This window comes from Pontibacter toksunensis (genome assembly GCF_042686245.1).
GTDB lineage: Bacteria > Bacteroidota > Bacteroidia > Cytophagales > Hymenobacteraceae > Pontibacter > Pontibacter toksunensis.
On sequence record NZ_JBHUOX010000007.1, the window covers coordinates 1 to 22,216 of the forward strand.

15 protein-coding genes are annotated in these 22,216 nt (G+C 47.3%); 9 read left to right on the plus strand and 6 right to left on the minus strand.

Going from position 1 to position 22,216, the window contains the following annotated elements; translation table 11 throughout:
* Nucleotides 1–244: 244 nt before the first annotated feature.
* Nucleotides 245–1,036: a PhzF family phenazine biosynthesis protein gene (locus ACFS7Z_RS11025; protein ID WP_377484393.1), complete on the minus strand. Its 792-nt coding sequence runs from the start codon at nt 1,034–1,036 to the stop codon at nt 245–247.
* Between the two features lie 199 nt (nt 1,037–1,235).
* Between ACFS7Z_RS11025 and ACFS7Z_RS11030 the strand changes: the two genes are divergently transcribed.
* Entirely contained in the window at nt 1,236–2,672 is a 1,437-nt protein-coding gene (locus ACFS7Z_RS11030; RefSeq protein WP_377484395.1) for a pyridoxal phosphate-dependent decarboxylase family protein, read from the plus strand.
* Between the two features lie 98 nt (nt 2,673–2,770).
* Here ACFS7Z_RS11030 and ACFS7Z_RS11035 read toward each other — a convergent pair whose 3' ends face one another.
* On the minus strand, nt 2,771–3,595 hold the full coding sequence (locus ACFS7Z_RS11035; protein WP_377484396.1) for a Cof-type HAD-IIB family hydrolase: 825 nt from the start codon (nt 3,593–3,595) through the stop codon (nt 2,771–2,773).
* Between the two features lie 778 nt (nt 3,596–4,373).
* Between ACFS7Z_RS11035 and ACFS7Z_RS11040 the strand changes: the two genes are divergently transcribed.
* Both ACFS7Z_RS11040 and ACFS7Z_RS11045 read left to right on the plus strand, forming a co-directional pair.
* Complete coding sequence (locus ACFS7Z_RS11040) at nt 4,374–5,225, plus strand: DNA/RNA non-specific endonuclease (protein WP_377484398.1); 852 nt, start codon at nt 4,374–4,376, stop codon at nt 5,223–5,225.
* A 43-nt stretch (nt 5,226–5,268) separates the two neighbouring features.
* Nucleotides 5,269–5,691, plus strand: a complete 423-nt coding sequence (locus ACFS7Z_RS11045; RefSeq protein ID WP_377484399.1) for a nuclease A inhibitor family protein — start codon at nt 5,269–5,271, stop codon at nt 5,689–5,691.
* Between the two features lie 106 nt (nt 5,692–5,797).
* Here the strand turns inward: ACFS7Z_RS11045 and ACFS7Z_RS11050 are convergent, their stop codons facing one another.
* Nucleotides 5,798–6,064: a hypothetical protein gene (locus ACFS7Z_RS11050; protein WP_377484402.1), complete on the minus strand. Its 267-nt coding sequence runs from the start codon at nt 6,062–6,064 to the stop codon at nt 5,798–5,800.
* Between the two features lie 355 nt (nt 6,065–6,419).
* Here ACFS7Z_RS11050 and ACFS7Z_RS11055 point away from each other — a divergent pair, with 355 nt between their 5' ends.
* From ACFS7Z_RS11055 to ACFS7Z_RS11065, 3 genes are all read left to right on the plus strand, one after another.
* On the plus strand, nt 6,420–6,956 hold the full coding sequence (locus ACFS7Z_RS11055) for a YceI family protein (RefSeq protein ID WP_377484404.1): 537 nt from the start codon (nt 6,420–6,422) through the stop codon (nt 6,954–6,956).
* A gap of 479 nt (nt 6,957–7,435) precedes the next feature.
* The gene (locus ACFS7Z_RS11060; protein ID WP_377484407.1) at nt 7,436–8,266 is read left to right on the plus strand and encodes an oxygenase MpaB family protein; all 831 of its coding nucleotides are present in this window, start codon (nt 7,436–7,438) and stop codon (nt 8,264–8,266) included.
* Between the two features lie 53 nt (nt 8,267–8,319).
* The gene (locus ACFS7Z_RS11065; protein WP_377484410.1) at nt 8,320–8,676 is read left to right on the plus strand and encodes a DUF6122 family protein; all 357 of its coding nucleotides are present in this window, start codon (nt 8,320–8,322) and stop codon (nt 8,674–8,676) included.
* 37 nt (nt 8,677–8,713) lie between these two features.
* On the opposite strand, the gene ACFS7Z_RS11070 is transcribed toward ACFS7Z_RS11065, so the two are convergent.
* Nucleotides 8,714–10,117 carry a mechanosensitive ion channel family protein gene (locus ACFS7Z_RS11070; RefSeq protein WP_377484413.1) on the minus strand — a complete coding sequence of 468 codons (1,404 nt, stop codon included), beginning with the start codon at nt 10,115–10,117 and terminating at the stop codon, nt 8,714–8,716.
* Nucleotides 10,118–10,523: 406 nt separating this feature from the next.
* On the opposite strand from ACFS7Z_RS11070, the gene glgX reads away from it, so the two are divergent.
* Entirely contained in the window at nt 10,524–12,698 is a 2,175-nt protein-coding gene (glgX, locus tag ACFS7Z_RS11075) for a glycogen debranching protein GlgX (protein WP_377484416.1), read from the plus strand.
* A gap of 485 nt (nt 12,699–13,183) precedes the next feature.
* Here the strand turns inward: glgX and ACFS7Z_RS11080 are convergent, their stop codons facing one another.
* Together ACFS7Z_RS11080 and ACFS7Z_RS11085 are read right to left on the minus strand one after the other, a co-directional pair.
* Nucleotides 13,184–15,361, minus strand: a complete 2,178-nt coding sequence (locus tag ACFS7Z_RS11080) for a right-handed parallel beta-helix repeat-containing protein (RefSeq protein WP_377484419.1) — start codon at nt 15,359–15,361, stop codon at nt 13,184–13,186.
* Nucleotides 15,362–15,705: 344 nt separating this feature from the next.
* Complete coding sequence (locus tag ACFS7Z_RS11085) at nt 15,706–18,891, minus strand: PA14 domain-containing protein (RefSeq protein ID WP_377484422.1); 3,186 nt, start codon at nt 18,889–18,891, stop codon at nt 15,706–15,708.
* 1,163 nt (nt 18,892–20,054) lie between these two features.
* Between ACFS7Z_RS11085 and ACFS7Z_RS11090 the strand changes: the two genes are divergently transcribed.
* Entirely contained in the window at nt 20,055–20,909 is an 855-nt protein-coding gene (locus ACFS7Z_RS11090; RefSeq protein WP_377484424.1) for an ABC transporter permease, read from the plus strand.
* 7 nt (nt 20,910–20,916) lie between these two features.
* Nucleotides 20,917–22,197, plus strand: coding sequence for an ABC transporter ATP-binding protein (locus tag ACFS7Z_RS11095; protein ID WP_377484426.1), 1,281 nt, complete (start codon nt 20,917–20,919; stop codon nt 22,195–22,197).
* Nucleotides 22,198–22,216: the final 19 nt, after the last annotated feature.

Below are 22,216 nucleotides of genomic sequence, written 5' to 3' on the forward strand. Positions count from 1 at the left end.
ATATTGGGACTATGGCAGTGAGGGCAGGTGGTCATATGAAGTAAAGGTTTGGCGATCTCTATTTCATAACACCTGCTTCTCATTGCTAATTCCTCAATATGACCATCCTTACTTTTAGTACACTACCAATTTTTAGCCAAAGCAGGAAATTTGAAATTTGCTGGGATGCTTCTTCTTGATTTACAGGCTATAAGATTAAAATTACAACCACACATCCGGGTAGAGTATGTACAGTTAGTTCATTTTAAACAAAGATAGTAGCCTGCATGTACGTGACGCATGAGCCACCTATCAGAACCCTTTCTCCATTATCTGTGCAAAATAACTTACCTGTTCTCGAGGAAACCTGCAATGCGGTTAACTGCTTCTTGTTCAGCTGCCTGCTCCAGTAGGGGATGAGGGAGCAATGAGCGGAGCCAGTGACAGGGTCTTCGAAGATGCTTGCCTGTGGCGTAAAGAAGCGGGAAACAAAATCAACGGAATCTCCTTTTGCGGTGGCAATAATACCTCCAGGGTCCAGGTTAATCCTGTCTAAGATGGCCCTGTTTGGCTGTAGTGCCCGCACTGTTTCCTCACTGTCGTACACCAGCACATAATCCCTTGCCTTCAGCACTTTGAGTGGCTTTACTCCCATACCTTCCTTTATTTCTTCCGGAAGTTCGGCGGCAAGTGGCATGCGCGACGGAAAATCAAGTATGAGCAAGTCATTTTGCCTGGTAACGGTTATGTTGCCGCTGGCCGAGCTGAACGTGACTTTGTCTGCAGGAAAACTTAAATGCCGGAAGATAACATGTGCAGCTGCCAGCGTAGCATGCCCGCACAAGTCCATTTCAATTTCAGGTGTAAACCACCTAATGCTATACTGCCCTTGTTCCGGGGAGGGAATAACAAAGGCAGTCTCGGGTAAAAAGTTCTCAGCTGCTATCTGCAGCAGCAACTTTTCAGGGAGCCACGTTTGCAACAGACAAACGGCTGCCGGGTTGCCGCCGAATAATGTATCCGTAAAGCTGTCTACCTGGTAGAGTGTTAGGTTCATAAACCTGCCTGTTTAGTAGGGGAGCACAAATATAAGGGAATAACTGTTGGAATAGAGCAGCCAGGGTAGCAGGAACAGCGCTAGGTAGAAAACTTCATGAGGTTGCTACCTCTACCAGAAAAACAGTGCTTTTGAGACGAAGTACTTCAGCATTATATAGGCGGAATGATTAAATTTGGAGTGAAAAAACAAGAAACTTATGAGTGATGTAATAGAGCAGGCGTATGACGCGGATCGCTTCCGCAGGGAAGGGCATCAGCTCATCGATATGATCTCAGATTACCTGGCAGATGCCAGAGCAGACAGATTGGAAGTACAGGCTATACCATGGCAGCGCCCGGAAGAGCAACTGGCGTTCTGGCAGGAGGATTTCCAGAAGCCATTAATAAAAAGTCCGCTCGGGCTGTTTGAAGAGGTGATGGCTAAATCTATACAGGTGCACCGGAAGCGCTACATTGGCCACCAAACGACACCAACCCTACCGGTAACGGTTCTGTCATCGGCACTGATTGCCCTCCTGAACCAGGGCATGGGGGTGTATGAAATGGGCATGGTAGGCAACACGTTAGAGAAGGTGCTGACAGAGCACCTGGCAAATAAGCTTGGGTATGGCTCCGGGGCCTCAGGCTTTATCACTTCAGGAGGCTCCCTTGGCAACCTGACTGCTTTGCTGGCCGCCAGGGCAGCTGCCACAGACATCTGGCACAATGGCTATGCCGCGGGTGTTCAGTTGGCGGTGCTGGTGTCGGAGGAGGCGCACTACTGTATAGACCGTGCCGCACGCATCATGGGCCTTGGGCAGGAGGGCATCATTAAAGTGCCGGTGAATGAGAAATTCCAGATGCGAACGGAACTGCTGGAACAATATTACCAGAAGGCGGTGTCGGAGGGGAAGCAGGTTATCTGTGTAATTGGCTGCGCTGCAACTACCTCCACCGGCTCTTATGATGATCTGGAGGCCATTGCTGCCTTTAGTGAGAAACACAAAGTATGGTTTCATGTAGATGGGGCTCATGGGGCTCCGGCTGCTTTTTCCTCAAAGTACAGGCACCTTATAGCGGGTATAGAGAAGGCAGACTCTGTTGTAGTGGATTATCACAAAATGATGATGACGCCTTCCTTGTCTACTGCGCTGGTCTTTAAGCGCGGCAGCGATGCCTATAAGACTTTCTCTCAGCGAGCGCAGTACCTATGGGTGGAGCAGGAATCGGAGGAGTGGTACAACGGGGGCAAGCGCAGCTTTGAGTGTACAAAGGCCATGTCGGCCCTGAACGTCTACACCATCTTCAGAACCTACGGCGATGACATTTTCAGGGAGAACATTGAACGCCTCTACGGAATGGCCGAAAAATTCGCAGCAATTATTCTTTCTAACAGTAAGTTTGAACTGGCCTATAAACCGCAGTGTAATATTGTGTGCTTCCGCTACAAAGCAGAGGGGGATCTGACGCCGCTGAATTTGGCCATCCGGAACGCGCTGCTGGAGGAGGGCCGCTTTTATATTGTTCAGACCGTTCTGAAGGGAGAGCTTTACCTGCGTGTTTCTATCATGAATCCGCTTACAACTGTAGATGAACTGCAGGAACTCCTACAGAACGTGGAAGAGAAGGCTGCGCAGGTACTCGTCAAGGTATAAGGTAGCACCGTTTCATTTTAGATTGACCAAAAAGAAGAAGCTGCTCATTTCCCTGGCAGCTTCTTCTTTTTAGTGGTAGCGCAAGAAAACGCCTTCTGTCACAGAAGATGCTTTTCTATGGCAACAGCTACACCATCATCCGTGCTGTTCAGGGTAATTTCATCAGCGACTACTTTCACTTCTTCGCGCGCATTGCCCACTGCTATGCCTTTGCCGGCTGCTTTCAGCATGTCAATGTCGTTGTAGTTATCTCCAAATGCCATCACGTGCTCCATTCCTAATCCATAGTTGGTTTTCAGGATCAGTTCAAGGGCAGTGGCTTTGGAAATTGTTCTTGGTGCCAGTTCAAGGTAGGTTGGCCTGGAGTAGTAAATATAAATCTCGTTTCCAAACTTCTTTGCAAGTGCCTGCTGCATTTCAGCTATTTCCTGCTCTGGTCCCATACACATTACCTTGTGTGCCCCGGTGTCATTTGCCTGCCACTTTTTTATCACAGGACCCAACTTGCCTACGTTGGCTGTGACCTTTGTTACCCGCTCTTCCTTCTCCGTCCACTTGTCAAACCGGGGGGCATACCACAGGTCTTCCGTATATAAGCTGACATGAATGTCAGTTCCTTCGGCCATTTCTACGATGGCCGAGCAGGTGGTAACAGGTATCTGTACAGAATCTACAACGTCAGGTGCCTCAGCTCCATCATTAAACAACAAGACATAGCCACCATTAAAGCAAATCATGGGGTGGTGCAGGATGTCGAGTTCCTCCTGGAGGTGGCGCATGGCACCTGGCATTCGCGAGGATGCCAGAATAACAGGCTGATCCCTGTCGAGGCTTTTGATAGTGTTTATGGTTCTGGGGGACAGTTCGCGGCGGCTGTCAAGCAGGGTGCCGTCTATGTCGGTGCAGATAGCTTTAATATTCATCTTACTTTGTTTTGAGCGCTTTACCTGCCCAAAAGCAGGCTTTTGCTTGCAACAATAGGATTTAAATTGCGCTATTGCAAAAGAAAATGCAGCTTCAGATGAAGTACAGGCACTTGCTGCTACGTATGGCTATTCAATGAAGCTTCCTGGATAATGGTTTTCCTGTTGAAGTTCTTGTGTTCATTGTAATGGTGAGTTAAAAAGCAAAGGGGCCGACATAGAATTGTGCCGGCCCCTTTGTTGTAAAAGGCGTAACTTATGCCTAAAGGCAGTTTAAGATACTAGTCTCTGCCTTTCTTTTTTTCCTGCTTTGCCGCACGTTTCTCTTTTTCTGTCTTGGCTGGCTTTTTCTTTGCCTCTTTCTTGGCGTCCTGTGACTTTCCCATCTTGTCAAATATTTAATGTATAACTGATTGTTTGATTCTTTTCCCTCTATACTCTAAAATGGAGATCAGGGATAGAGGATATATTCAATTTATCACTGAAAATGCATTCGCATGAATGAAGCATGAACTGCAGCAACGAAGCTATTTCGTGAGCTGCTTACAATTGCCGCATATATAGCGGGAATAAAGGAATAAATCTATTATAAACAGTAGAAATAATTTACTGTTGCCGATTTGCTCATTTTCAGGCACCTACCTCTGATTGTAAAGCTCCACCTCGTTATGACCGAGGCGAAGGAAAGAAAACCACGTTTAGATCATAAACAAGCGCTTTACCTTCGCGTTATACTAAGGAGGCAAACACTAAGTCAGCCTCCATTTTTTCTTTACCTATGATGCGTTTTCGTCACCTTTCTTATTTCGTTTTTATCTGGATCATCTCTGTTAGCTGTCAGCAGACTGAAGTTATACCCCGCATTTCTTTAGAAGAGGAGCAAATGCTGCTGGGCAACCCCAGTGGTGCCAGTTCTGATGTGCGCAATACCAACAATTATTTGATAACCAGGCCACAGTTTGCTTTGTCGTACAGCAAAAGCAGGGGAACACCCAATTGGGTAAGCTGGCATGTAAGCAAAGACTGGCTAGGAAACGCACCTAGGCAAGATAATTTTCGCTCTGATGTGACACTGCCAGAAGGCTGGTACCGCGTGAAGGCAAGCAGCTATAGCGGGAGTGGCTTCGACCGCGGGCACAACACACCATCAGCAGACCGCACAAAAACTGTGGAAGACAATGCCGCTACTTTCCTGATGACGAACATGATTCCGCAAGCCCCGAAAAACAACCAGGAAACATGGGCCAACCTCGAAGACTATACCCGTGAACTGGTACAGGCAGGGCAGGAAGTATACGTGATAATGGGGAGCTATGGCACAGGTGGCACAGGTAGTAACGGAGGAACAGTGAATAATATTGACGAGGGGCGGTTGACAGTGCCGAGCCGTATCTGGAAAGTGGTGGTGGTGCTGCCGGAAGGGAATGATGACCTCTCCCGCATTAACGCCAACACCCGCGTGATAGCAGTTAATACACCTAATACCCAGTCCGTACGCACCGATTGGGCCTCTTACCGCACCACCGTAGACGCCATTGAAAAGGCCACCGGCTATGACCTGCTGTCTGCTGTGCCAACAGACATACAGGAGGTGCTGGAAAGCCGCGTGGACAAAGACCCTGTCCGGTAACAGAAGCTTATTCAGAAGAAGCCACTCATAGCCTCCTTTTTTTATGAATAACCAGAATATACCAGAAACAACATATCTGCTGCAACAGCTAAGAACTGCTTCAGAAGGCCTGGCTTATGTGAGTGAAACGGATCATCCTTTCGAGGTAGTGCATTTGCCCGATGTAAAGGACAGCAACTCACTACCTTCTGCTTTAAAAAACATGGCAGCGCTTCCGGAAGATGAGAAGGTAGAAACAGTAGAACTGCCCTACTTCTTCCGGAACTTGACGAGAGATGAACCGGAGGCAGGGGAGGAGGAAAACAACACGGCACGCCGCTTCAGGAAACTGCAGGAGTTACTGGAGCAGAACCTGCAGGAAGTAAAGGTATACAGAATGGGCAAACGCAGGATAAAGGCCTATATTCTGGGCAGGACAGGTGCGGGTGATTTTGCCGGCCTACAGACGATGCTGGTAGAAACCTGAGTCTCTTCACTTTACTCTTTCGTTGCCAGCTATGGTGACCCACTACCTTGGATGGACATTGCCCTGCCATTTGCGCATTATTTTTAATAGGCGCCGGTTGCAGGTGTTAAACCTTTTCGGCTGCATCCTGCTCCTGGACAGCTTCTATTTCTGCAAGAAGAGTCTCATCTGGTGTACCTTCCAGCCAGTTTTTCGCGAGCGCAAGCCGGACAGATTTTGCCCCTCCGCCCGGTGTACACACCACAGGTATGGTGCCGTTATCGTTTTCAGCCAGTGCCGCTGCTTTTTCTGAAGCTTCTTTAGCTAGTCCGCCATACGCCTGTACGCAGGTCCAGGTGGTGTTATTCTTATCTGTTACTTCTCTTTGTTGCATACATATAGTGCTTTCTTCCGGTACTCATACTACAAAACAAGGTTTTAGGATGCTCCGCCACCTCATAAAAATCTCATCCGCCTCCAAGGAGGTATGGTAACAGTGCCGGACGAATTTTGTTTTTATCGTGTGCTTCTGAGCGCAGGTAGCCTGTTTGTTACTCTAAAGTTTTACCCGGATTGTTTTACAGAAAGAGGGTATGAGCTAGATAGGAGGGGCCTTGACCATTTAAAATTAGTTTTATGTAACCAAATGGAAAGAAATCCTATATAGCCTATTATAATCCTATGTAGGAACATATATTTCTTAAGCATTCCTTTTATGAAGCCTCTTAAAAAACCTTAAATAGAAAACTATGGCAAACGTGAAATGGACAGTTGACACCGCGCACAGTGAAGTGCAGTTTAAAGTAAAACACTTGATGATAACAACCGTTACAGGGTATTTTTCCAGCTTTAATGTAGAAGTAGAGACCGAAGGAGAGGATTTTTCGAAAGCCTCCCATATTGTTTTTACTGCGGATGTAGATTCTGTTAGCACAAATAACGAGCAACGTGACACCCACCTTAAATCAGAAGAGTTTTTTGATGTGTCTAACCACGGGCAGATAAAGTTTGTGGGAAACAGCTATGAAGAAAAAGAACCCGGAGTAGCCAGGCTGCATGGTGACTTAAACATCAGAGGAGTATCGAAGCCTATCACGGTAAATGTTGAGCATCATGGTATTGTAGTGGACCCATACGGGCAGACAAAAGCTGGTTTTACTGTGGATGGCAGGATAAACAGGAAAGAATTTGGCTTAACCTGGGATGCAGTAACCGAAGCAGGTAACGTGGTTGTGAGCGATGAGATACGACTTCATGCTGAAATCCAGTTAGTGAAACAGGAGTAATTTATTTTATATAATTCACCCCAAAAGCTGCTTTTATTCTGAAATGAAAGCAGCTTTTTTGTTTTATATAGGCTTGATTTTCCTGCCTTGAATGCGTTAGAAAAATTCAACTGTTGCTTTGCAGCTACCATTATAAAACAGGAGCCTCTGCTGTCTCTCTCAGCTGGCTTCAATTCTTCCTGAAAAGAGATAAACGAGATTCCTGTTTTTGTCGCTGTAAGATAAAACTGATACTTGCCGTTATGTTAGAACATTTCTTTGAGTAGAAGAGATGTAAGCGAGGGGCTACATATCAAAACATTCCTTACTGCTTCATGAACAGGCATTAGTTTAATGTAGAGTTTCATGCTTCTATGGTAGGCGCTATGATTAGCCAGTAAAATACAAGTGCTGTATATTTTATTATTGAATCCTGAATTTTAAGGGCAGAATTGTATTTTACATTCGCACATTTTATGTGCAAACATTGTTTAGGGTACATGAGGTATTTTGTAGAAGAAGGTTCTATTGTAAGGGAGATATGGGGTAAAAGCGACACCATACTCTTTATATTTGCTGGCGCATCCGCTGAATTTGCTTTAAACAAGGCTGTTGACTGGTTATACTTTACCGGCAGACTTCCTGCAGACCCCCTCGGACGTCTTTTCTCTACCGTTTCGTATGCCCGCCAGATAGTTTTTTCTGATATGGCAGGTGCCCATCGCGCCATCGATAAGATGGCCGCCATCCATGCCGGCGTGGAGGCAAAACGAGGCATGTCTATCCCGGACTGGGCCTACCGGGATGTGCTGTTTATGCTGATCGACTACTCTAACCGGTCTTACGAACTGCTGGAGCGGAAACTGTCTTATACTGAAAAAGCAGAGGTTTTTGAGGTTTTTTACCGGGTGGGCGACCGCATGGGCATAAAAGGTTTACCTGAAACATATGCTGAATGGCTCTTGATGCGCGAAGACCACCTGATGCAAAACCTACAGCCTGGTCCCTACAGCAAAGACTTGTACAAGCAGTACAGGAAGCACCTTGGCCTGATGCGTTATGGCTTGCTGCTGCAGGGGCAGGTGCTGGTAGTGCCGGCAATTGTGAATAGGTTGCTGGGTCTTGGCCGATATTCCCTCCTTTCGCCGGTACTGGCTTTGTATAAACTGAGCAGGAAACTTCAGATGGACTGGCTTCTGAAAGCGGCTATACTTCCCCCGGCATATAAAACTGAGATAAATGCCCTGGACTCGGCTCCTCCTGCCTCTAAGCCGAAAAGTTCAGCCAGTTGTCCGTTTGCCGCAAAGCATAAAAGGAGAGAAGCAGTTTAAGAACCCTACGCTTCATGGTGCAGTAGAAGAACTCTAATCTAGCTTGTTGTTGAATGGATGTCTTTCTTAGTGCACTTACACCTGCGTTTCTTCTTCACTTGTTTTTTCATGTGGCAGTGCCAGTGGCGGTGGCGGCCCTTTTCTTCCGCAAGGCGTTCTGGCGCGCTACCCTGCTTATGCTGGCGGGTATCCTGATAGACATTGATCACCTGGCAGCGAGTCCTATCGTAGACCCGAACCGGTGTAGTGTCGGGTATCACCTGCTGCATAGTTTCTGGTTAATCCCGGTCTATGTAGCACTCGCATTTTACCCGAAAACAAGGCTGGTAGGGCTGGGGCTTATCATCCATATTATACTGGACACTACGGAATGTGTGAGAACAGGTACTTCTGTCTTCACCGCTTTCTGACTTCTAAGGGCGTTTCGCTGTAATTTCTCGGGAGGGGTTATGTGCCCTCTCTGCCTCTGAACATTTCTGAGTCGACAGGTACTCCATCAGGATTAATGAACTGTACCTGTTGCCGTGGATACACAGGAATAATCTTTTCCAGGTACTCTGGTTTAGCCAGTTCCTGCGTTATCCTGAAGGTTAGCTCACTTTTCCATTTTCTGCGTTCACGGGCACCTACCAGATAACGGATGGTGACATTGGTCCACGAGTCGTCCAGAGAAATGAAAACCTGCGGCCTTTCCGCCACAAATTCACCTAGTCCCGCCTTCCGGAGGAGTTTTGAATAGCTACGTGCCGGCTCAATCATATAGTCTCCGAGAAGCAAGGTAGAAACATTCTCCATTACCTTCATAGATAGTTCTATGTCAGATTCATTTGCAATGGCCACACTTAGTTCATCCCAAACATAGGGAAAGTCGCCGGTGAGGTTGATTACCGTACCTGTTACAATCTCATTGTTCGGGAACGTGACCATTCTTCCGGTTGGCTGCTCTGCCTGCACAAAGCCTGGCTGGTAAGGAGCACCAATTTCCCAGACAGTGGTTGTCAGGAAGTCGATGCGGTACACATCTCCAAAAACTTCGCCTACCCGTATACGGTCTCCTACACGGTAGTATCCCTGGAAAGAGTTCAGCAGCCAGCCGGTAAAGCTTTCAATTGGGGTTTGCAAAGACCAGGAGAGGGCAAGGCCTAGCAGACCAAAAGAACCAACCAGCGCCCTGATATCGCCGGCAACCACACTCACGGCGATACCGATTGCTAGCAGCCACACCGCAATAAGAGAGAGGGTAGTGATGGCGTTGGACTTTTGCCAGCGGCCGATAGTTTTCTGAAGCACTGCCCGGAGCGCTTTTGTGAAGAGCCAGGCGAGCACAATAATTCCGATAGCAATCAGCATTTTGGGCAGGTTAAAATAAAAGCTGTCCCAGAGTTGCTGCAGGGCACCTATGGCTTCATCAGCCGACTCCTTACTGGAACCAACCAAGGTGCTGTCTCCGGCAGCAGAACCCGGCCGGGCTGCCACCAGATTTTCTGTTGCTGCTTCGTCTACTACTGCTGCGGAATTTACAACCTCCTCCTGTGGGACATCCTGTGCCAGGCCGGCTTCGGTGGGCGAGGTTAGCATAATGATGAAGCCTGTTATGGCTACCGCTAATATAGAAGCTTGCCGGAAATTCTTGAGCCTGTTTTCGGCGGCTCCTTTCACCTTGGAGGGTTCGGATACCCGTCTTCTCCTTTTTCTGATGCTGTACTTTTGCTGCGCCCGCACACCGCTGCTACTACCGCCGGTGTTACCAGGCTGCTGTATAGCTCCTCGTTGGGTGGTAGGAGTTCGGAGGGTTCTTTCTATGTTATTCGTTCTTCTGTTAAGTCTTCTGTTCTGGTTAAAACGAGGCATACCTGTGTTAGGAAAGTTCTAATTAGTTTACTCTCAGCTTAAATTTGTGTTACAGCCTTCTGTAGCAGCTGCACTTAAGATCATTATTAAGTACGGGGAAAGTAGGTCATGTAGCCGTTTGTCATATACAAATGCAATTACAGATCTGAAGTGCTAATGGATTGACGGTAATAGGTATGGAGTGAGCAGTCACGATAACATGGTAAGTATTTTTACTCAATTAAATTTTTAACTACTTCAATTGCACTGTTTCTTCGTATAACACCCCTAAAGCGCGTAAAGCGGCTGATATAAACTATTTAAAACCTATAAAGTATATCAGTGGGTGTAGCCTTCCAAACTGCTTTTCGACTTTTTTAAAGTCAGAGTGGATTACAGGCCCTTCTAAAAACATTTTTAAGCTATTATGAACCTGAAAACCTCTGCTTCCAAAGCAAAACCTGAAACATCCAATAAAACAGTCATATACCCAGGTAGCCCATACCCCTTGGGTGCTACTCTGGACGAAGAAGGAGTGAACTTTGCGCTTTACGCCGAAAATGCAACTGGTGTGGAGTTATGTCTGTTCGATTCGACAGATGACACGAAAGAATCTGCCAAAATCAAACTGACTGAGCGGTCTCACCAGGTATGGCACGTTTACCTGCCAGGCCTTACCGCGGGGCAGTTGTACGGTTATCGCGTGCACGGGCCGCACGGACCCAAAAATGGGCATCGCTATAACCCAAACAAGCTTCTCATTGACCCCTATGCCAAGGCTATTTCAGGTACAATTGAATGGCACGACTCCCTTTTCGGGTATGAGTTCGGTCATCCGGATGAAGACCTGAGCCAGAACACGATGGATAGCGCGCCCTTCATTCCGAAATCCGTAGTGATAGATCCTTCCTTTGACTGGGAAGGTGACAAAGCGCCTAAAATACCTTATTACAAGTCCATTATTTACGAGACGCATATAAAGGGCTTTACGCAGTTGCACCCGGAGATTCCGGAAGAGATACGCGGAACGTATTCGGGTATAGCGCATCCTGTCACGATTAAATACCTGCAGGATTTAGGCATTACGGCAATTGAGCTTATGCCGGTGCACCATTTTATAACGGATTGGTACCTGGTGGAGAAGGGGCTTTCCAATTACTGGGGATACAACTCCATAGGTTTTTTTGCCCCCGATGTGCGGTATACCAAAAGTGGTACCCTGGGCGAACAGGTGGTGGAGTTTAAAGAAATGGTGAAGGCGCTGCACAAGGCCGGCATAGAAGTAATACTGGATGTAGTGTATAACCATACTGGCGAGGGTAACCATCTGGGACCGACGCTGTCTTTTAAAGGCATTGATAACGTCTCTTACTACAGGCTGGTAGAAGACAACAAACGCTACTACATGGATTACACCGGCACAGGTAATACCATCAATGCAAGTATGCCAAGTGTGCTTCGCCTCATTATGGACAGCCTGCGTTACTGGATACTTGAAATGCGTGTGGATGGATTCCGCTTTGACCTGGCTTCTGCGCTGGCACGTGAACTTCACGGAGTAGATAAGCTTGGTTCTTTCTTCGATATCATCCACCAGGATCCGGTGATTTCGCAGGTAAAACTGATAGCGGAGCCCTGGGATGTGGGCGAAGGTGGCTACCAGGTAGGAAACTTCCCTGCCGGCTGGACAGAGTGGAACGGCATGTACCGCGACTGCATGCGTGACTATTGGCGCGGAGAAAACAGCATGCTGGCAGAGTTTGCTGAGCGCTTTACCGGTAGCTCAGACCTTTACCAGGATGATTACCGCCGGCCAACAGCCAGTATCAATTTCATTACAGCGCACGATGGCTTTACGCTTAACGACCTGGTATCCTACAACGAAAAGCACAACCTGGAGAATGGGGAGGATAATAACGATGGCGAAAGCCATAACCGCTCCTGGAACTGCGGTGTAGAAGGGCCAACGGATGACCTGGAAATTCAGGCGTTGCGTGAAAAGCAGAAGCGAAATTTCCTGACAACCTTATTCCTGTCGCAGGGAGTGCCTATGCTGGTGGCCGGTGACGAAATCAGTAGAACACAGAACGGCAACAACAACGCCTATTGCCAGGATAATGAAATATCATGGCTGAACTGGAAAGAGGCAGATAAAGATTTGCTGGAGTTCACTAAAAAGCTTATTCAACTGCGAAAAGACCACCCCGTGTTTTGCCGTCGCCGCTGGTTCCAGGGGCAGCCAATAAAAGGTATAGGTGTTGAAGATATTGCCTGGTTCCTGCCGGAAGGAGAGGAGATGGATGATGAGCACTGGAATCATGACTACGCAAAATCACTGGCTGTCTTCCTGAATGGCCATGGTATCCACTCTGTAGGCCCCAAAGGAGAGCAGGTAACGGACGATAGCTTCTATGTTATTTTTAATGCCCACTTCGAGCCACTGGACTATAAACTGCCAGTGAAAAAGTATGGTGCCGAATGGACTAAAATACTGGATACGCATGAGGATGTAATCGGAGAAGGCACAGAAGTCTACCAAGCAACTGAAACCATTAAGGTTCATGCGCGGTCTGTAGTTCTGCTGCACCATCCTCTTAAATAAGGTGCTGTATGCCTGCATAACCCATAGCAGGTTTCAGTATATAAGGCCGCACTTCCTTCAACGGAGTGTGGCCTTTTGATTTGGTGGGAGGCGTATGGGCAGCAATGGTGTTGCATGCTAACCTTATAGTCCAGCCAGAAGAGAACTTTTCTTATACCTCACTGCTTAATTATACGAAGAGTATTCCATAGGAATGGTGACATTTTCTGCCTAAGCTGCCGTAGCTGTAGTTCATCCAGCGGCATGTAGCCTACTGTAGTATCTCTTCCGTCTCTGCTCTCTAGGCTGGGGTAGGGGGACTATTTAAGAGAGGCCTGTGCTGGGAGTTTTTCTGCTCTAGGACACTCCCGCTCCCGCGGCACCTAAAAATCTCCACATAGAGGGCCCCTTCCCCAGGCGCTCAACCCAAATACTGGAATCTGTTTCACTCCGTGCCAACGCATAGGGAAAGTTTATTTATGGAAGGTGCCTTAGGTGTATGGGTGTTACTGCTTCAATACTTTTAGCTGAAGTGATTCCTGGCCATGGCGAACTGAAATGATGTACAATCCTGCTGGCTGTTGGCTGCCAAAATCAAACCGGACTTTGTTTCTGCCTTTCAACAGCTCCACTTCACGACGAAGCACCTGGCGGCCAACTGCATCCGATATATGTAGTTGTAGCACCTCAGCCTCATCTGCCTTCAGTTCGAGAATGAAGCTGTCGGAGAAGGGGTTCGGATAGACTGTAGATGCAATCTGCTCCTGTTCAAAAGTTACTGATTGCACCGCTGAGTAGGTGGTAGTGCCGTCAAAGTCGACCTGCTGGAGGCGGTAATAATAAGTGCCTGCCTTGCCGCTTTCCGTGTCACGGTAGGTATATTGCTGTGCCTGTTGCGTATTGCTGCTTTTGCTTGAAACAAATGCAAGCGTACGAAATCTCTCGCCATCCACAGACACCTCTACCGCAAAGCCCTTGTTGTTTTGTTCTGAGGCTGTTTCCCAGTACAGCACGGCGTCATTTCCCTGCCGGCTAACGCTGAACAAGCTCAGTGTCACAGGAAGAGGAACCACTTTTTTGCTCTGGAATGCACCGACTGTAAACTTCCCTTCGTCCTTCAGTTCATTGCCGAAAAAATCTGTCAGGCCGATGTTGGTGCCAAAGAGTGCTGCCAAATCCAGTCCATTGTCTATAAGGGGCGAAGTTTCCTGCAACTCGTAGCCACTGAGCGTATGAAATTTAGCAGGGTCTGAGATGGTAACGCCCTTGCCCGGGTCCTTCAACTGGGGGTCAGAAAAAAAGCCTGCGGGAGTTCCGTCTAATTTTTCCTGCCCCGTTGCTTTCTGCCACTCCTCCAGCGAAGTGAAGCTCTTTTTCTTCCAGTCTATTTTTAAATCTTCCCCGGCATTCCAGTAGCTGTTGCCTTGAAAGACTATTTCAGCATCGTCTGCTGTATTGGTGACCGTAAGCACTGTGCCTGGTGTAGTCTGGAATATATTGTTCCAGATGTGCACGTTTCTGTAAAGTTTTCCAAACAACCTGATGGCCGAAGGTCCGCCTTTGGAAGGGGTCAGGTACACGGTATTGTTATACACCTCCACATTCTGAATGCCACCGCCTGATCCGGATGACCAGAAGAGGATACCCGCATAGCTGTTTTTGCGGCCATCATTCTCGCTGATGTTATACCGGATGACAACATTTTTCAGCGGGGCAGCTCCATTGTGTTGGGAAACGAGGAAGCCGGCACCATCATTATCATGGGAGTAGTTATACTGCATCACAGCGTTTGTAACACCTCCATCTATGTCAAAGCCGCCGCCATCCTTGGTGCCACCTGTTTTGTTATGGTAAGCCTCATTGTACTGAATTAAAACATTGTTGCACCTGTACGCCCAGATACCCGCCGGTCCTGTGTCGCGGGCATCACTCAGTTCGCCATTATTGTACACCTCGCAATACTCTATTAAAACCCCGTCTACACCTCCAATCATAATGCCATTGCCGGTATGCGCTTTCTGCCCCTTGAGGCCTGTGTTGTTGAATATTTTATTATTGCCCACATACAGTTTAGTATGGCCGTGTAGTGCCTCAGCATAGGTGGCAATGCCACCTATGCCGTTATCATGTATCATGCTGTTCGTAACAGAAATGCTGTCATAACCGCTTGTACCTTTCCAACTACCAATCAGCAGTCCCGTGTCGTGGTATCCGGAAATCTCCACATTATCAATAGCAATATACTCCAGCCGCGCGTTGTTGGGCAGGTCCATGTAAAACTCCACTCCGTTGCTTGTGTTGCTTGTGCGGCCGGAGCCTGCAAATTTGATGTTATGAATCTTAAAGCCTGCCGAATTGTAGACATAGAGCCCCTCTTTGCTTCCGCTATTGATTGTGGCTTTACCTGTACCGTAGGAGCCTATGTAAATAGGATTGGCAGCAGTGCCTTTCACATTTGATTTAAAATCTAAGCTGCCAGAAAAAGAGCTGTTTGCCTCGAAAAGAATAGAATCACCGGGGCTGAATTCCGTAGTATTTACTTTGGTGATGCTGGCCCAGGGCAGGTCTTTTTTTATACCGGGATTATTGTCGTCACCTGACATGCTGATATAGTAGGTAGCCGCTTCTAACGAGTGGGAGAGGAGGGCCAGCACAAAGCAGGTGGTAATGAAAAATGGCTTCATGTGGGGTACTCAGGTATTAGGTACGAGTAGTATTTACCTGAATAATAATATAAGGTTGCTGGTATTGCCCCTGAAATGTTAAAATTAATCTGCTTTTCTTGATTTAGCCTGATTAAGCTGTTTTCAAACAGGTGTTTAAGAAAGCAGCAGCAGTTACTCCATGTCTGCATGTTTTTTACTGTCCCTCTTTGGACTGGCACCAGTAGGCACCGGTAAGTTTGGCAAGTGTGTAGGCTTCGTGTGGTTAAAAGATACTTTTCGATTTCGTATGATCAGACTATATAAAAGCAAAAACCCGCCCCGGAATACCGGAACGGGTTTTTATGATGAGTAAGAGAGGCGACTTATTTTTCCAGCACAATCTTCTGGGTCAAAACCTTAGTGCCTGTCACCAGCCTGATGATGTACACGCCGCGGGTGAGTCCCTCTGCCTTCAGCTCAAAGCTTCTTGGAGCGCCCGCCTCTGCCGTGCCTTCGTAGAGGCTGCGCACCAGCCTGCCCTGCACGTCATACAGCTCCAGGCTTGCCTGCTCTGAGGCTGCCAGCGTGAACTGAATGGTTGCATTCGTAGTGAACGGGTTCGGGTATGCCGTCAGTTGGGATTCCTCAAGAGGGCTTGCCACTTCCAGTTCAGAGGCGCTTGCCAGGCCGGAGCCGGATGTTGAAGCCAGGTAAGGAGAGAGCCTGCTGCCTGCGATAGGTGCCTCTGTTCTGCCGTCAGGCATGGTCCAGGCCACGGCCAGGTTGTCGCCGCCCCAGCCTTGCTTGTGCAGGGCCTCGATGTAGTACTTCTTACCAGCTTCCAGGTGGGTTGGCGCTGACTTCTGCGAGGCATACTTGTTCCACTGGCGAGAGTAGGTCCAGCCGGTCACGGAGGCTATCTTCTGCTTGTTAGAAGGGCTGTCGGTGGTGCTCAGCCACAGCTCCGCGTTGTCGTCGCCTGCGATGAAGAAGGTGTAGTAGCCGGTGGAGGGAGGGCAGATGTAGCCGCTCACGCGCGCTCCGTAGCTGCTGCCTTGTCCGGTAGGCGACTCGAAAAGACTGAGTTGGCTCGTACTGCTTGGCTTGGTGCCCAGCGGAATATCCGTTACGCTGCTGCCTGAAACATTGCTCCACTGCTCACGCAGGATGGTGCCTGTGGCGGAGCAGGTAGAAGGTTCAGTTGGAGTGGGAGCCAGTGTGCTTGTGCCAGAATAGGGAGAGAGACTGCTGCCTGCGATAGGTGCCTCTGTTCTGCCGTCAGTCATGGTCCAGGCCACGGCAAGGTTACCGCCTCCCCATTCCTGCTTGTGCAGGGCCTCGATGTAGTACTTCTTGCCTGCCTCCAGCCGGATAGACGCAGACTTCTGCGAGGCATACTTGTTCCACTGGCGGGAGTAGGTCCAGCCGGTCACGGAGGCAATCTTCTGCTTGTTAGAAGGGCTGTCGGTGGTGCTCAGCCACAGCTCCGCGTTGTCGTCGCCTGCGATGAAGAAGGTGTAGTAGCCGGTGGAGGGAGGGCAGATGTAGCCGCTTACGCGGGCCCCGTAGCTGCTGCCCAGGTTAGTCGGTGCCTCAAACAGGCTCAACTGGCTGGTGCTGCTTGGCTTGGTGCTCAGCGGAATGTCTGCTACGCTGCTGCCGGATACGTTGCTCCAGTGCTCGCGCAGTATGCTGCCAGTGGCGGAGCAGGATTCAGGTGCTACAATTGTAGTGGGTTCTGTTGGGCAAGAACCCTCGTTTATAACTGTGTACGTATGATGTACAAATTGCTGTTGGTTGTTTCCATCGTAGAATGTATAGGTAAGTGAGTGGCTGCCGGTGCCGGCGATGAGTGGGTCAAAGTACTTGCCTTCCGTTACACCAGGTCCACTATAAGTTCCTCCTGCAATAGTACCGAAGCTAAGGTTTGCTTTGCCGCTGTACAGGCAAACTATGGTTGGTTCGGTCTGTTGGTGCGCGCCAACAGCATAGTTACTCCGCTGTGCCATGCTGTTTCCAAAAAAGTCTTTTTTCCCGGGATTTAAGTTGAACAAAGCTTCCAAGTCCAGTCCTTTGCCGATCAGGAGTGAAGTTTCCTGCAGTTCATAGCCTTGCAGGGTATGAAGCAACCGGGTGTCGCTGAGGGTGATACCCTTGCCTGGCTCCTTCAGTTTAGGATCTACATAAAAACCTAAAGCGGTTCCGTTTACCTTTTCCTGATTTGTGGCAGTACGCCATGCATCCAGGGTAGAATAGGTAGTGCTGCCCCACTTGTATTTGGAGCTGCTTCCTGTTGCCCAGTAGTTGTTCCCCTCAAATTTTACACCTGATGTTACAGCTGCGTTAATCAATTCCAGGCTGTTGGTCACCTGAAAGATGTTGTTTCTTATCTGGGCATTTACTGCGCCACCACTCTGTATACAGAACGCTTTTGGAGTACCACTACTGGCAGGGGTAAGGTATACGGTATTGTTATACACTTGCAGGTTCTGTATGGACTGGCCACCGGAAGCCCACAGGTGAATAGCACCGTAGCCGTTTTTCCTGCCGTCGTTTTCGCTGATGTTGTACCGTACTGTGATTCCATTCATGGCCGGAGCTCCTGCATATTGGGCTATCAGGTAACCGGCTCCCTCATTATCATGCGAATAGTTGTATTGCATCACGCTGTTGGTGCAGCCACCGTCGATGTCAAAACCGCCGCCGTCTTTGGTGGTACCGGTCCTGTTATGATGAGACTCATTGTTCTGAATGACCAGGTTATTGCATTTGTAGCCCCAGATACCTACAGGACCGCCGTCAGCCCAGGCGTTCAGCCAGCCGTTGTTATAGGCTTCACAGTGTTCAATGACAGCGCCATCTACCCCGCCCAAAATAATACCACTGCCACTGTGCGAGTTTGTCTTATCTGGCAAACCAGAGTTATTGAACACCTTGTTATAGCCTACATACATGTTCTTATGACCGAGTGTTGCCTCAGCATAACTGGCAATACCCACGTCACCGTTGTCATGCACCGAGCTGTTTGTAACCGTTATGTTATCATATCCGCTTGTGCCGTTCCAGCTTCCTATAATAATACCTGCTTTCCGGTACCCATACACCTCTAAATTATCAATAGCAATATGGCTCAGGCGGGTATTTTCAGGCAGGTCCATGTAAAACTCCACTCCGTTACTGCTGTTAATGGTTCTGCCTGCCCCCTTAAAGATGAGGTTTTTAACCTTAAATCCGGCTGAATTGTATATGTAAAGACCAGCTATGTTGCCGCTACTGATAGTAGCCCTTCCGTTGCCGTAAGAACCAATATAAATTGGATCAGTCGCAGTGCCTCTTACATTGGATGTAAAGTAAATTCCTCCTGTAAAGGAGCTGCCTCCCTCAAATAGAACAGAGTCACCGGCAATGAAAACAGTTTTATTTACCTGATTAATGCTTGCCCAGGCGCTGCTTGTTGTCTTGCCTGTATTTGTGTCCCTACCTGAGGCGCTCACGTAGTAGGTTGCTGCCTCTAAGGACTGAGTGATGAAAAGCAGCATAAAGGTTACTGCCAGTGATGTTAATCTCATAAGGGGGAAAGATTAGATAGATTACTATAGTGTTAAAAAAGATGCGCAGGGGCCACCTTTACAATAGATATGGCTGCTCCATTACCTGCATTCTTACATATCCAGAGGGTAGTGGATGAGCATGTGGTCAGGCAGAGTAACCGCAGAATCATAAATTATAAAACTGGATTATTTTGTTTGGAACCAATACACCAGCAACTTATAGATTGCACATGTTGTATACTTGGATTAGCTTTGAGTGAGGTCGGCTGTATAAGATTAATCATATTATAAAGTGTTAGTAATTGGTAGCGCTAATATATTGTAAATATGATTAATTGTTTATCCTTCGTAGGAAATATTTTTTCTTAATATCTATATTTTTAGTTTAGGCTTTAAATCAGAGGTTTTCTAGTATGTTCTTATTTGTATAGGATATAAATTTTTAAATAATATATGATTTCAGTGTAACCATGTATTAAATATTTTATATAAAGGTTTTAATTAAAAAAAATTATATAACTGTCTTATAATTTATTCTGATGAGTTGGTCTCGTATAGCAGAAGGAGAGCTGAGTTAGAATTTGTACTTTATGTTGTAACATAGGTATGTGTTGACCTAAGTTGAACGCGTACAATGACAAGCAAGAAGGCTAGAAGTCAGTTATGCCCTTTCAAGGAAATTTCTATGGTGCAGTGGAAAGCAAATATTTATCTTTACTGAACCTGCCTATAATAATGGAGCAGGAGTAAAAGCAGCAACTTTGCTGCTATCGGTTAGGGACTTTCATATGGAATCACAACCTGCTGCATGTAATGGACATAGAGGCTGTTTGGAAAGCCTCATAAAATCTGTAGCAGCCTGTCCGAGGTATTGTAAGAAAGCATCTATACCTATTGTGTCATATCATTTGTAAATTTCAAATAAATATTATAATCCACTTTATTGGCTAATCCAAAAGCACTTACTAAAACACCGTCCTTGGTAAAGGAAAGATGCAGCAGGCAACATCTTGTCTGGTTGCTACTTATATTTATTGAAAAGCATGTTTTTGCTAATATTCAGACAACTATATTTTTATAGAAAGGCTTATGTTGCTTTATAAATCGTAATTTGCATTATAATAAATAGTAATTTACCTATTTAAGGAAACAATTCAATGTGTTTTAAGTAATGGTGTACTATGTCAGCAAAAATTAAGAAATGGGATTGGGAAATTCAAAGCAGAACGACTTGGATGGGAGCCAGCCTGGAAGAACTGTGGGCATACAGACATCTGTTAGTGGGATTGGTAAGGCGAGACTTTCTGCTTAACTACCAGCAGACGGTACTGGGGCCTTTCTGGATACTGTTTCAGCCAGTAATGACATTGGCAACTTATGTAATTGTGTTCGGTAAGTTGGTAGGCATACCAACAGGGAGTGTGCCTCCCGTGCTTTTTTACCTGTCAGGCATTGTACTGTGGAATTTGTTTAGCGATGGCTTTAACGGGACTTCTGCTACTTTCAGGGAGAATGCTCACATCTTCAGCAAGGTCTACTTCCCGCGCCTCATTATGCCACTCTCGCAGTTAAGCACTCATTTTATGCGCTTCCTGTTCCAGATGATACTTCTGTTGCTCGCTATTGCGTATTATCTCCTGTTTGAGGATGTATCGGTACAGCTTACGCCCTGGCTCATTGGCCTTCCGTTTGTCATACTGCTTGTAAACCTCTTTGCGCTGTCACTGGGCCTGTTGTTCTCCGTTGTCACGGCAAAGTACCGCGATTTAGCAAACTTGGTTGGCCTGGGCATTCGCCTGCTCATGTTCCTGACACCAGTTATATACTCTGTTGATTATATACCTGAAAATGTGCGTTGGATCGTTCTGATGAACCCGTTAACGCCATTATTTGAATTGTTCCGGCTTTCCCTGTTGGGAGATGGGACTGTCACGATACCGCAGTTGACATATAGTGTGCTCTTCATCTGCTTGTTTTTCATTGGATCTATTCTGATCTTTAATAAACAAGGAGATAAACTTATTGACGTTGTTTAAAGCAGGCATGGCAGATACAGTAATACAGGTCGATAACCTGTCAAAGTTATACCGCTTAGGTACAGTGGGCACCGGTTCTTTCCGGCAGGACCTGCAACGCTGGTGGACAACGGCTATTATGCGAAAGGAGGATCCCTTCTTTCAGTTAGGTTCTAACGATGTTGCCTCAGATAGTAAGGAGTTCCTGTGGGCTTTGCAAAACATCAATTTTGAAGTGAAGCAGGGAGAAGCCCTTGGTATAATTGGCAGCAATGGTTCAGGGAAGTCTACTCTTCTCAAAATTATTTCCCGTATTGTGCGCCCAACTCATGGCCGCGTCAGGGGAAATGGTAAAGTCAGCAGCTTGCTCGAAGTAGGAACAGGTTTCAACCAGGAGCTCTCCGGTAGGGAAAACATCTACCTGAGCGGGTATATCCTGGGTATGAATAAGCAGGAGGTGAAAGCCAAGTTTGATGAAATAGTTGCCTTCTCAGGAGTTGAACGCTTTATAGATACGCCAGTAAAACGTTATTCCTCCGGAATGTACGTGCGCCTGGCCTTTGCTGTGGCCGCCCACCTGGAACCTGATATTCTGATTGTAGATGAAGTGCTGGCAGTGGGCGATGCCGATTTCCAGAAGAAGTGCCTCGGGAAGATGCGTGACGTATCTCAGTCTGAAGGAAGAACCATTCTTTTTGTGAGCCATAGTATGCAGGCGGTAAATAACCTATGTGACAAAGGCCTCTGGCTGAACAATGGCCAACTAAAGGAGCACGGGGAGGTGACGAGCGTGGTAAGTAAGTACATTACTGGGGTGCAGCAGTACAAACTGAAGCAAAGCTGGAACAAACCGGAAGAGGCCCCCGGTAATGAGTATATTCGTATCAAGTCAGTTGAATTAGTGCCTCACCTCCTGGATGTGGGAGCCCCGCTGGACATTCGTACTCCCCTGACGGTGAAGTTCGAGTTCTGGAATTTGACAGATGATATTCTACTCAGTGCGGGACTTCACCTGTTTACGTATGGCGGGGAGTGTATATTTGATGTGCCTTCTCCTGCGACTCAGTGCGAAAAAGGTATTGTGAAAGGAGAATGTACCATTCCCGGTAACTTTCTTAACGACGGGTCATATTATTTCTCCCTTATCATATTAAAAGACACTTCTGTATCCTTGTTTTACTATGAAGAGTGTCTGAGCTTTGACATGGAGGATTACCGCGAGAACATTCAGTGGTACGGTAAATGGTGGGGTGCTGTGCGCCCTAAGTTTCCGTTTAAACTGGAGCAGTCAGCGTTAGTTCTACAGTAACAAATTTCTATTTGCATCA

Coding starts and splice junctions, on each gene's coding strand:
- ACFS7Z_RS11025 (WP_377484393.1), bottom strand. CDS start 1,036: ATGAACCTAACACTCTACCAGGTAGACAGCTTTACGGATACATTATTC.
- ACFS7Z_RS11035 (WP_377484396.1), bottom strand. CDS start 3,595: ATGAATATTAAAGCTATCTGCACCGACATAGACGGCACCCTGCTTGAC.
- ACFS7Z_RS11080 (WP_377484419.1), bottom strand. CDS start 15,361: ATGAAGCCATTTTTCATTACCACCTGCTTTGTGCTGGCCCTCCTCTCC.
- ACFS7Z_RS11045 (WP_377484399.1), top strand. CDS start 5,269: ATGAATAACCAGAATATACCAGAAACAACATATCTGCTGCAACAGCTA.
- ACFS7Z_RS11060 (WP_377484407.1), top strand. CDS start 7,436: ATGAGGTATTTTGTAGAAGAAGGTTCTATTGTAAGGGAGATATGGGGT.
- ACFS7Z_RS11055 (WP_377484404.1), top strand. CDS start 6,420: ATGGCAAACGTGAAATGGACAGTTGACACCGCGCACAGTGAAGTGCAG.
- ACFS7Z_RS11030 (WP_377484395.1), top strand. CDS start 1,236: ATGAGTGATGTAATAGAGCAGGCGTATGACGCGGATCGCTTCCGCAGG.
- ACFS7Z_RS11095 (WP_377484426.1), top strand. CDS start 20,917: ATGGCAGATACAGTAATACAGGTCGATAACCTGTCAAAGTTATACCGC.
- ACFS7Z_RS11070 (WP_377484413.1), bottom strand. CDS start 10,117: ATGCCTCGTTTTAACCAGAACAGAAGACTTAACAGAAGAACGAATAAC.
- glgX (WP_377484416.1), top strand. CDS start 10,524: ATGAACCTGAAAACCTCTGCTTCCAAAGCAAAACCTGAAACATCCAAT.
- ACFS7Z_RS11050 (WP_377484402.1), bottom strand. CDS start 6,064: ATGCAACAAAGAGAAGTAACAGATAAGAATAACACCACCTGGACCTGC.
- ACFS7Z_RS11085 (WP_377484422.1), bottom strand. CDS start 18,891: ATGAGATTAACATCACTGGCAGTAACCTTTATGCTGCTTTTCATCACT.
- ACFS7Z_RS11090 (WP_377484424.1), top strand. CDS start 20,055: ATGTCAGCAAAAATTAAGAAATGGGATTGGGAAATTCAAAGCAGAACG.
- ACFS7Z_RS11040 (WP_377484398.1), top strand. CDS start 4,374: ATGATGCGTTTTCGTCACCTTTCTTATTTCGTTTTTATCTGGATCATC.
- ACFS7Z_RS11065 (WP_377484410.1), top strand. CDS start 8,320: ATGGATGTCTTTCTTAGTGCACTTACACCTGCGTTTCTTCTTCACTTG.